Source organism: Anabaena sp. FACHB-83, from assembly GCF_014697485.1.
Lineage (GTDB): Bacteria > Cyanobacteriota > Cyanobacteriia > Cyanobacteriales > Nostocaceae > Nostoc_B.
In genome coordinates, this window is sequence record NZ_JACJRY010000092.1 from 1 (window position 1) to 10,125 (window position 10,125).

Below are 10,125 nucleotides of genomic sequence, written 5' to 3' on the forward strand. Positions count from 1 at the left end.
AGTCTGATGCTCAACGAACTGGCAGAAGACAGAACCAAAATTCTCCGACGGCTGTTTCCTGGTACTCCACTGTTCTCTGTTAACGCCGAGCAGATTAACGATTATTTGGCAGGGAAGACTCAGCCCTCAGTGGTGTTGATGAATCCGCCTTTCTCTTCCTCCCCCAACATCAACAGTCGCAATCCCGACGCAACACCTCGGCACATTAACTCTGCACTGCAAAGGTTATGCGATGGTGGACGGTTGGTGACAATTACAGCCAACTGGTTCTCACCGAATAATCCCACTTGGCGCGAGACTTTCGTGAAGTGGCAAGAAAAAGCGCGAGTTTTAATGTCGGTTGGGGTCAGTGGGAAAGCTTACGCCAAGCACGGGACAACAATCGAAACGCGAATCACTGTCATTGACAAGATTCCGGCTGATAAAAAAGATGTAATCCCTTGCATTACAGAAACTTTGGATCTGCCCGAACTGCTGGCATTGATTGAGCAATTGCCTGAGCGTTCGCAATGGAATGTTGCAACTATAAAAGCTACTGTCGTTGCAACAAAGGTTGTTAAACTGTCCAAACGTACTACAGTGCCACAACCAGAACCCTCCGCAGAAATCCCAGACGTGGTAGTTCTGGAATACGAAGTAGTCGAGTGGTCTGCCACCGATGGGTTGAAAGATACTTTGTATGAAACCTACCGACCGCAGCGAATCCGCATCAAAGGCGCAAAACCTCATCCGTCGTTGTTGTGCGAAAGTGCAGCTTTAGCATTAGTATCGCCACCGGCTCCTACATACAAACCACATCTTCCACAAAATATTATCACTCAAGGCTTATTGTCTGAAGCACAGCTTGAAAGCGTGATTTACGCAGGACAAGCACACTCAGAATTTCTATCTGGGTCTTACTTGGTAGATGACTCATGGGACAATCTAAAGGTGGCAGCTAATAACGAAGAAAACGCCGTCAAATTCCGTCGCGGTTGGTTTTTGGGTGATGGTACTGGTTGCGGCAAGGGTCGTCAGTGCGCGGGAATCATCCTCGACAACTGGTGTCAGGGTCGAAGAAAAGCCATCTGGATATCCAAAAGTGCCACACTCATAGAAGATGCCCGACGAGATTGGTGTGCGCTGGGTGGTAGTGAACGAGATATTATCGACCTCTCGAAAATCAAATTATGTGAGCCAATCCTATTCACTCAAGGTGTTCTATTCTGCACATACTCAACTCTGCGCTCACAAACGAACGGTAAAAGTCGGCTCAAACAAATCGTTGAGTGGGCTGGTAAAGACTTTGAGGGTGCGATCGCTTTCGATGAATGCCACGCAATGGGCAATGCGATGGCCGTTGAAGGTAAACTCGGTATGATTGCAGCATCTCAGCAGGGTGTTGTTGGGCTTCGACTCCAAAATGCTCTGCCTGGGGCGCGAGTTGTGTACGTGTCAGCCACCGGCGCAACCAAAGTCTCAAACTTGTCTTATGCAAACCGTCTCGGACTCTGGCAGACTGGAGACTTCCCATTCACAAACCGTGAGGATTTCGTTGAATCTATCTCTGTCGGCGGCATTGCGGCGATGGAGGTGGTGGCACGGGATTTGAAGGCACTCGGTTTGTATTTGGCGCGATCGCTTTCCTTCGATGGCGTTGAATACCAGACTCTCGAAATCGAACTAACGCCGACGCAGGAACGGATTTACAATAACTATTCCGATGCTTTCCAAATTATTCATAATAATCTTAATAAAGCATTAGAGGCTTGTAACATCACTGGTGCTAAAACATATAATCGTGCTGCCAAAATGAGTGCGATGTCTCAATTTGAGAGCCACAAACAACGGTTCTTTAACCATTTGCTGACCGGGATTAAATGCCCTACCCTGATCAAAGCTATGGAGAATGATTTAGCTCAAGGTCTTGCTGTTGTCATTCAAATCGTGTCCACCAACGAAGAACTCCTTAAACGGCGACTTGATGAGGTTCCGGCTGAGGAGTGGAAGGATCTCAATCTTGACTTAACTCCCCGTGAGTATGTCATGGATTATTTGTTAAGTGCGTTTCCGATTCATCTTCATTCCATACACTCCGGCGAAGATGGCGAGGAGCGTTCCGAACCTGCCTTTGACGCTGACGGTTCTCCTGTGATCTCTCAAGAAGCTGTGGGTTTACGTGATGCCTTGATTGACCGACTGGCCAGCCTCGATCCAATTCCCGGTGCTTTAGAGCAACTGCTGTGGCACTTCGGCCATAAACAAGTTGCTGAAGTGACTGGTCGTAGCAAGCGCGTTCTCAAAGATGAATCAGGGCGTTTGTTTGTTGATACTCGTGGCAGTGGGGCGAATATTGCTGAAACTGCTGCATTTATGCAGGGCGATAAGCAAATTCTCATCTTCTCTGATGCTGGCGGTACAGGTCGCAGCTACCATGCTGACTTGAACGCTGTGAATCGTCGTAGGCGATCGCACTACCTACTCGAAGCTGGCTGGAGGGCTGACAATGCTATTCAAGGGCTTGGGCGATCGCATCGTACTAACCAAGCATCTGCACCTGTGTTTCGACCTGTAACCACTAATGTCAGGGGTGAGCGCAGATTCATTTCGACCATTGCTCGACGCTTGGACAGCTTAGGCGCTTTGACTCGTGGGCAGCGTCAAACTGGTGGTAATGGCATCTTTGATACCAAGGATAACCTTGAATCTCAGTATGCTGAACGTGCTTTATATGAGCTATTCAGGCAGATTTACCAGGGTAGATTTGCTGAAGTCTCATTAGGGCAATTTGAGCAGATGACTGGTTTATCGCTCACTTCTCATGAGGGCGGCATGAAGATTGAGCTTCCACCCCTGCGTCAATTCCTCAATCGGCTGCTGGCTTTGAGGATTGATATGCAAAACTTGATTTTCGAGCGTTTTGAGTTGTTGCTCAGTCAGCAAATCGAAGCAGCGATCGCCGCCGGAATCTTTGAGATGGGTGTGGAGACTTTACGGGCTGAGAAATTTACCGTCGAAAGCCAAGAATCAGTTTATACACATCCTGCCACTGGTAGCGAAACAAGCTATCTGAAGGTAGAAAGACTCCAAAAGAATAACATCAAAACGGCTAATGAGATGCTGGATCTTGCTAGTATGCACCAGGGAAGACTCATGATCAATGAGAAATCTGGTAATGCAGCCGTGGCAATTCCGACACACAGCATCTTCGACAGTGATGGTGGTGTTATTCCACGGGTTTTGTTGATGCGATCGCAAAAGGAAACTCGCGTAACACTCACGGATTTGGAATCATCCACATGGAAGCAGGTTTCTACTGACGTGTTCATCGCAGCGTGGTCGAAGGAAATTGATGCACTGCCCAAGTTCACGACCGATTACTTGCATTTGGTCAGTGGGATTTTGTTACCTATTTGGAAAATCCTACCACAGCACAGCAGTCGAGTATTCAGGCTGCAAACCAGTGATGGCGCGAAAGTTCTTGGTCGGGTGGTGAATGCTCAAGATATTCAAACCGTGCGAGAGCAACTTGGATTAAGAAATCAAATGCTTTCTCCAGCAGAACTTGTAAAGCTTGTACTGAACGAAAAGTATACACAGCAACTTCCTGGCGGCGTAACCTTGCGGCGGTCTTTCGTTGCTGGTGAGCCTCGTCTGGAGTTAGTCAATGCCCTCTCACTGGCTGATCGATTGGTGAGTATAGGTTGTTTCACCGAGATCATTGACTGGCGTAAGCGGGTATTTGTGCCAACTGGAGATAAAGCTGCTGATGTCTTGGGTGCTGTAATTGAGATTCTTGGTTAATGAACGCAAAGCGATAGGGTTTTTCCTATCGCCTTATTTTTTATCTAAACTTATTAATACAATATTAAAAACAGTGTATAAAAAATTATTTTTTAGGTAGATTTTGTGAGTTTTGAAATTGAATTAATCCGAGGATTTGATAATCTTCCAATTCAGGGTATTATTGAGGAATTAGCTCCCAAGCATATTGATGATTTTGTCAATTTATGGTCTAAGGAATTACAAAAATATCAAACCCAAGATAAACAATGGGACTGGTTATTTAAATTAAATTTTATTAGAAGAAATTCGGAATTTGAAGGATATGCGCTCGTAGCAGAAGACAGCACACAAGGGTTAATGAAAATAGAAACTCAACGTCATGGTTCTCATGAGGAATACGGACGAAAACTAGTATATGTGGAATTTTTAGCTTCCGCACCTTGGAATAGAAAAGTTATCCAACGTCCGCCAAGGTTTCGAGGTGTTGGTACTAACCTGTTACGTTACGCCAGACTCAGAAGTGTGGAGTTAGGATATGGTGGAAGGGTAGGGTTACACTCTTTACCTGAAAGTGTGCGATTTTACGAAAATCAATTGATGAACAATTTCGGAGTAGATGAAAATCAGAACAATTTAATTTATTTTGAATACAGTCAGCTACGACGATAATAGACAAAAATCTGGATATGGAAGAAAATATTACAGTTGAAGAAGCAATTGAATTATTGTTTAACCGTGAATCTATACAAGCAGCAATTCGTGCTGAAGATGAAGCTGCTTGCGATGTAAGCGCAGGACTTGATTGGGGTAATGAGCGAGTGTTTGTTGCCTTTATGAAAAATCCGGCATTATTACATAGGATGACAATACTACGTTTATCCCTCAACCGAGAAATTCGTCAGATGCTACAGGGATGGAATCTAGGAGTAGGGGAAGAAAAAGCTATTGAAACTGCATCTACACGTTTATTGTCTCGTCTACAATTACCACAGCAAAAAGCTATTCCTTCCCTAGAAAGTATATTGATGCGTGATGATTTGTACTCCGAAGAATTGATTGGTGATAGCCAAGTATTACAGGAATTGTTGAGTGTGCTGTACAACAATGAAGACTGGGATGCAATTGCAACTGTTGCCGGAAATGCAGTGCGTGAAGGTATCTTAATAAATGTTGAGTCATCTCGCTTAATAGCGTAACAAAATTAAATAGGGTTACTCTCCAAAGATGGTAAAGGCAAAGTGATGTGGTTTTTACCCGTCGCTTTATTTTTTCTCATTTCTGGTGTGGAGATCAAAGGTTTGACCTTACAGGGCTTGGTCATTTGCTCCTAAATTTTGTATTCTTCATTAGTATCAGTTGCACTCCCCACACCAAAGAAACTATGCCTAAGAATTGGACATTAAAAGTAGACCAGTTCTTCAATGCAAACCCCCACTGCATTATCGCTACCGTTCACGTTGACAGCTTCCCTGCCGACCTGCCGCTAGAACCCAATATCAGAGAACCCAACCGCAAAAGCTCGACATACAGACAAATCTTTGACTCCTTAACCACTGAGCCTGACAAATTCTTCTCCAGACATAGTGGTATCGTGCTGTGTGCCAACAAGGTCAAGCCTAACAGTAAAAAGACTCAGCTAGAACTAGAAATACTGGAAGCCTCTGAGGGCGGTAGCGATGGCATTATCAATGGTGGGCATACGGTTTTAGCCTTTCAACAGGCCAGAGAATACAAGTATGATCTAAGTGAAGCCAGAGTCAAAGTCACAATCCACATTGGGCTAAGTGAGGACGAAGCCAAAGACATTGCCCTGGCATCAAACACTTCAGCCCCGGTTGACGCGCGTTCTAAAGTTAACGCTAGGGGTGATTATAAATTCCTGAAACAGTTTTTAACTCAACTGGAGCGAGAGGAAAAAACCAAATTCCGCATTGCTTACTATCAAAACCAAAGCGGTGCGCCCAAAAGTCCTCAGTGTAACGTCAACCATCTCATTAAGTTGATGAACTGTCTTGACAGGAATAAATACAACCCAGACAGCAAAAGCAGAACCAAACATCCACCTGTTAGCAACACACCATCCTTGAGTGAGGCTGAAAGACAAAGGCTGTCGAAATTGCTACCGTTACTGCCCAAAGGATTATGGATTGAGCAAAGGTTATTTCAGATAATTGAGGAGCATATTACCAAGCCCAGGAGAAAAGGAGTAGTTGACCTCGCTTCAATCGACCCACGCAAGAATACGCTGCTGCCGGATAGCCGATACTCGTTTGGGTTTGCTGCACCTGCTGATATTGCCATGCCTATTGTTGCTGCTTATCGGGTATTTTTGGATGAACAGTACAACTGGATCATTCCTTTTGATGAGTTTGCTGAAGATTTTCTACAGCATTTGTGGGCAAACTATTATAAGAAATACTTGGTGTCGGAGAAATTAGCAGGTAATACTGTTGGCAGTAAAATCTGCCGTAACCCGGTGATTTGGGATAACGTTTATGTTTCAGCCCAGAGCTACCTGAATCAGCAGTTGATTAAGATGGTGGGGTCGAACACTAAGCGTGAAGAATTGAAGCTGGTGAATTAAGGCAATAAAAATTTGGTGGTGCATTAGGATTTCCTGCTCACAATGCACCAACAGATTCAGTGTAAAGGCGTGAGTGCAAACCTTATTCCCAGTATGACTGCCAATCATTTGTAAAAACTTGCTGTAATTTTTTCTGATAAGAATAAGTTTTAATTTTTACCATCCAGAGGTTATTAATATTTTTTCCTCCTTTACAGATCACTCCTTCGTTTACATCATATTTACCTTCACGAACATCATGAATAAATTTGCCAGTTAGCTTACCGCGATAAACAACACGCGCAATATTAAATTTACTGAAATCTTGAAGAAATTGTTCGGGATGAATAATATTTTTATCGGTTTGTACATCAAAAATAAGCAGTTGTTTTGGGTCATCCTGCTTGTGCATTCCTGCAAATGAGTTCATCCCAAAAAACTCAGTAAACACAGTAATTTCTGGATATTGATAGTTCTTATTTTCTCTAAATACTCCTTCTAAAGCACTGGCAAACTCTCTATTAAAAATATCAGAAGCTTCTTCTAATCCTGGATGTGCAGCATTGAATTGTGCAATCCCCTGCTCATCCAAATCAAAGCGATCTCGACGCGTACCAAAAGCATACCAGCCAAGTTCAAAATTCCAAACCCAATGTAAGTTGGTTCCATCATATTTTTCAAAAGCTATGCACCGTTCCAAAGGGCAGTTTTTGCTATCTGGGATTTTTGGATAAACTAACTGTACTCGTACCATTTTTAGATAATTTTTCTCTAAGTATCTCAATCAGCCACAATCGAAAGTATAGATTTTACGCAAGTTTTCAGAGCAGTCAAATTAAGTGTTCTTACGCATATCTACCCCTCCAAATTATCAGGTGGGCAGAAACAACGCGTAGCGATCGCTCGTGCTTTAGTAATGGAACCAGAGATGATTCTCTTTTTGGAATTACAGCAAGACAACAAGCGAGGTTTACAATCAAAGGGGTATTGTATAAAATTTCCTCATTACTTGTTTGTCTTTTTAGCAGAGATTTCTAGCCAAACTACTTCTAGCAAACCTCAACCCACCTCGCAGATAAGGAACATTTCTCCAAAAGCTCAGGCTGTTATTTCAAAGAACCCTCAGTTTCCTTCATCTCCCTACTACCTAGCTTGGATCGCCTTAGTAAGGAGTTATTTAGCACTCTGCACAAACAATCCCAGGATTGTCAAACTCAAAAAATTCCTTGGTTGTATAAGCTTAATCCCCATCAAGATTGGCAATGAGCATATAAGAGTTCGAGGAGTTTGTATTCACTACCATGACTTATACCATCTTGAAGTTGCTCAACTAGAGAGAATCCAGATTGGGACAAACTGGGTGAGTGGAATTCATGGGATTAACTCACGAGTCTTCCATGCTTCTCCAATTAAAGAAGAGTATGACAGTTTTCTTGATGAAGCTCGGATTGCCATACATGAGTGGTTAACTCGACCTACTGCCTTCAGTCAACTCAAATTACTTTGCTGGATGACCTTGTTAATATTACAAGGCATCAATCCTTTTGCAGTCCTGATTCGGCACATGAGGAGTCTGAAGAAAAAGCCGGAAGAATTCCTACTTCTACAGGGCAGCCACATCATCTCAATAAGCCTAAATTATTCTCAATAGATTCAAAAATAATCGCATTAATCCATGCTTATTGACAATAATTTTAGTGATCGCTTTGGGTTTGGACAGTGGTTCAAATGATAAACGGCAACGAGCTTTGTTTCTCTTAACTCTGTTGTTAGATGAGATATAAGTAGAATAGGACTAAGTATATCATTAGAGCTTACTGAACAATTTATGGAAAGCCATCATAAGTTGGCAATTAGGAGCTTTAGATGCAGCGAAAAATAGAGTTAAAAAGAGGTCTTGACAATACATCTGTTGCAGCATCTTTAGTAGATTTAGGACAAAGACACGTTGATGATTATGTAAATGATTGGGTTGAAATTTTAAGGTTATTTACGCAAGAAGATAAATACTGGGACTGGATATTTAAATTAAGATATCTGGCCAATCAAGAAAATCTTGAAGGTTATGCAGTAGAGTGCGACAACAAAACTCAAGGTTTAATGATCATAGAAACACAAATGCACGGTTCCCGATTAAATATTGGTAAGAAACTAGTTTATGTTGATGGCATTGCTACTGCCCCCACTAATCGAATCGAAATTCAGCGTCCGCCTCAATTCAAAGGGGTTGGTCAAGCACTCTTAAATTTCGCCAGAATTAGAAGTGTTGAGCTAGGGTATGAAGGTAGAGTGGGGTTACATTCTTTACCAGGCTCTGTAGGATTTTACGAAAAGCAAAATATGTTTAACTGCGGACCTGAAGAAGAATACGAGAATCTAGTTTATTTTGAGTATGGAGTATTCAGACGAAGATAAAGTGAAAATTTATGAATCACCAACCGCAAAATCATAATTCTGAGGCAGATGAGCCAGTCACAACCCAAGAAGCTATAGATTTACTTTTTGGTGAAGGATGGCTCGATGAGGCTGTTCGTATCGAAGATGAAGCAAATTGTACTATTGGTGCTGGTTTGGATTGGGGTAGCGCATTAGCACCTTTAATGCTCAATCTTCCTTTATTTGGTCGCTTATCAACGCTGCGTGTATCTCTTAACCGTGAAATCAGGCTAATAATTGAAACATGGAATTTAGGCGTAGGTACTTCCTCAGCAGTAGAGGCAGCAAGGAGACTTATTAAACAGCGATTGATATCTCCTACACCTGAGCTATTACCTTACTTAGAAGCCAGCCTACTGCAAGATGATTTATACGGTGAAGAGTTTATATCTAACCGCGAAGCTCTCAAATTGCTACTTGCAGTAGTTCTTAATGATTCTGATAGAGCAGAAATTGCCGAGACGGCGGCTAATTCAATCCGCGCACAAGTTATGTCACAGGTGAATTTTTCTGAGAAAATTTCTGCTTAAATATTCAATAGAGAAACAATAACATTACATCAAATATTAAGCGTGTATTCTGACTTTTGAGTTCTAAGTTTTACTTTTGTAACACTTAAGCTAATCGATTAGCAACAAAATATTTTAACGGACAATCCCAAACAGCATTTATTATGGGCAGCTATTTTTGTGATTGCAAAATTACAGGCTTTTGGCAATTAGAAGTATAACCCGGTAAAACTTTTACCCCTGACTGAGTTAATCTTAGGGTTAGCGAAAGTCGGGCTTTACCGCTATTGTTCTGTATGGAGCGATGCAATAGTTTATTAGTAAATAGTACAAATTCACCAGGATGCAATACCACAGGAATAGCTTTTTTTTCAACTTCATTAGGGATTTCAAAAAAATGATTCCCACTAAAAGGGTCTGTTCCTTTTATTTTGCAATTTTCTAAATCAATATTAGGTAGATATTCAAATCCATTATCTTGATTAACTTCTGTCAAAGCTATATAAACATTAATAGTTTTACCATCTCCTTTCAGAAGTTTAGAATAAGAATCTCTATGCCAAAAAGGAATTAATTGCTGGGCAGGGTAATTTACCCATAGTTCTGACCGCCATAACGCTAAATTATCCCCTAAATGAGCATTCACCCTTTCTAATAAATTTTTATCTTGACATAATTGCCAAATTACAGGTGAATCTAAATGTCTTTCCATGTAAAAACGTTTAGTAAAAACTTGGATTACAGCACTTGCGTCTGTTATGAGGTACAATAAATTAAAATATAAATACCTCTAAATGAAGTCATACTCTGTCGATCTTCGAGAAAAAATAGTTGCAGCACATCTTCAAAAAA

Annotated in this window: 9 protein-coding genes and 1 pseudogene; 8 read left to right on the forward strand and 2 right to left on the reverse strand. The window is 41.8% G+C overall.

The window, feature by feature from the left end:
* The 4 genes from H6G79_RS35510 to H6G79_RS35525 form a co-directional block, all read left to right on the forward strand.
* Nucleotides 1–3,783 (forward strand): strawberry notch family protein (locus H6G79_RS35510; protein WP_191049423.1); only part of this gene is annotated, 3,783 nt, incomplete at its 5' end.
* 105 nt (nt 3,784–3,888) lie between these two features.
* Nucleotides 3,889–4,434: a GNAT family N-acetyltransferase gene (locus H6G79_RS35515; protein ID WP_190595216.1), complete on the forward strand. Its 546-nt coding sequence runs from the start codon at nt 3,889–3,891 to the stop codon at nt 4,432–4,434.
* Nucleotides 4,435–4,451: 17 nt separating this feature from the next.
* Entirely contained in the window at nt 4,452–4,961 is a 510-nt protein-coding gene (locus H6G79_RS35520; protein ID WP_190595217.1) for a hypothetical protein, read from the forward strand.
* Nucleotides 4,962–5,146: 185 nt separating this feature from the next.
* Nucleotides 5,147–6,349 (forward strand): AIPR family protein, encoded by a 1,203-nt coding sequence (locus H6G79_RS35525; protein WP_190595218.1) that lies wholly within the window; start codon nt 5,147–5,149, stop codon nt 6,347–6,349.
* 82 nt (nt 6,350–6,431) lie between these two features.
* Here H6G79_RS35525 and H6G79_RS35530 read toward each other — a convergent pair whose 3' ends face one another.
* The gene (locus H6G79_RS35530; protein WP_190595219.1) at nt 6,432–7,082 is read right to left on the reverse strand and encodes an RNA ligase family protein; all 651 of its coding nucleotides are present in this window, start codon (nt 7,080–7,082) and stop codon (nt 6,432–6,434) included.
* Nucleotides 7,083–7,145: 63 nt separating this feature from the next.
* On the opposite strand from H6G79_RS35530, the pseudogene H6G79_RS35535 reads away from it, so the two are divergent.
* The 4 genes and pseudogenes from H6G79_RS35535 to H6G79_RS35550 all read left to right on the forward strand — a co-directional run.
* Nucleotides 7,146–7,274: pseudogene (locus tag H6G79_RS35535) on the forward strand (ATP-binding cassette domain-containing protein); the annotation flags it as partial.
* Between the two features lie 414 nt (nt 7,275–7,688).
* Nucleotides 7,689–7,979, forward strand: coding sequence for a hypothetical protein (locus H6G79_RS37165; protein WP_242048776.1), 291 nt, complete (start codon nt 7,689–7,691; stop codon nt 7,977–7,979).
* 215 nt (nt 7,980–8,194) lie between these two features.
* Complete coding sequence (locus tag H6G79_RS35545) at nt 8,195–8,743, forward strand: GNAT family N-acetyltransferase (protein ID WP_190595220.1); 549 nt, start codon at nt 8,195–8,197, stop codon at nt 8,741–8,743.
* Between the two features lie 11 nt (nt 8,744–8,754).
* Entirely contained in the window at nt 8,755–9,294 is a 540-nt protein-coding gene (locus tag H6G79_RS35550) for a hypothetical protein (protein WP_190595221.1), read from the forward strand.
* Between the two features lie 151 nt (nt 9,295–9,445).
* On the opposite strand, the gene H6G79_RS35555 is transcribed toward H6G79_RS35550, so the two are convergent.
* Nucleotides 9,446–9,985, reverse strand: coding sequence for a phytanoyl-CoA dioxygenase family protein (locus H6G79_RS35555; RefSeq protein ID WP_199333015.1), 540 nt, complete (start codon nt 9,983–9,985; stop codon nt 9,446–9,448).
* Nucleotides 9,986–10,125: the final 140 nt, after the last annotated feature.

What these genes read in the sequence shown, in the direction of transcription:
- H6G79_RS35520 (WP_190595217.1), top strand. Translation starts at nt 4,452, where the DNA reads ATGGAAGAAAATATTACAGTTGAAGAAGCAATTGAATTATTGTTTAAC.
- H6G79_RS35525 (WP_190595218.1), top strand. Translation starts at nt 5,147, where the DNA reads ATGCCTAAGAATTGGACATTAAAAGTAGACCAGTTCTTCAATGCAAAC.
- H6G79_RS35545 (WP_190595220.1), top strand. Translation starts at nt 8,195, where the DNA reads ATGCAGCGAAAAATAGAGTTAAAAAGAGGTCTTGACAATACATCTGTT.
- H6G79_RS35550 (WP_190595221.1), top strand. Translation starts at nt 8,755, where the DNA reads ATGAATCACCAACCGCAAAATCATAATTCTGAGGCAGATGAGCCAGTC.
- H6G79_RS35530 (WP_190595219.1), bottom strand. Translation starts at nt 7,082, where the DNA reads ATGGTACGAGTACAGTTAGTTTATCCAAAAATCCCAGATAGCAAAAAC.
- H6G79_RS35555 (WP_199333015.1), bottom strand. Translation starts at nt 9,985, where the DNA reads ATGGAAAGACATTTAGATTCACCTGTAATTTGGCAATTATGTCAAGAT.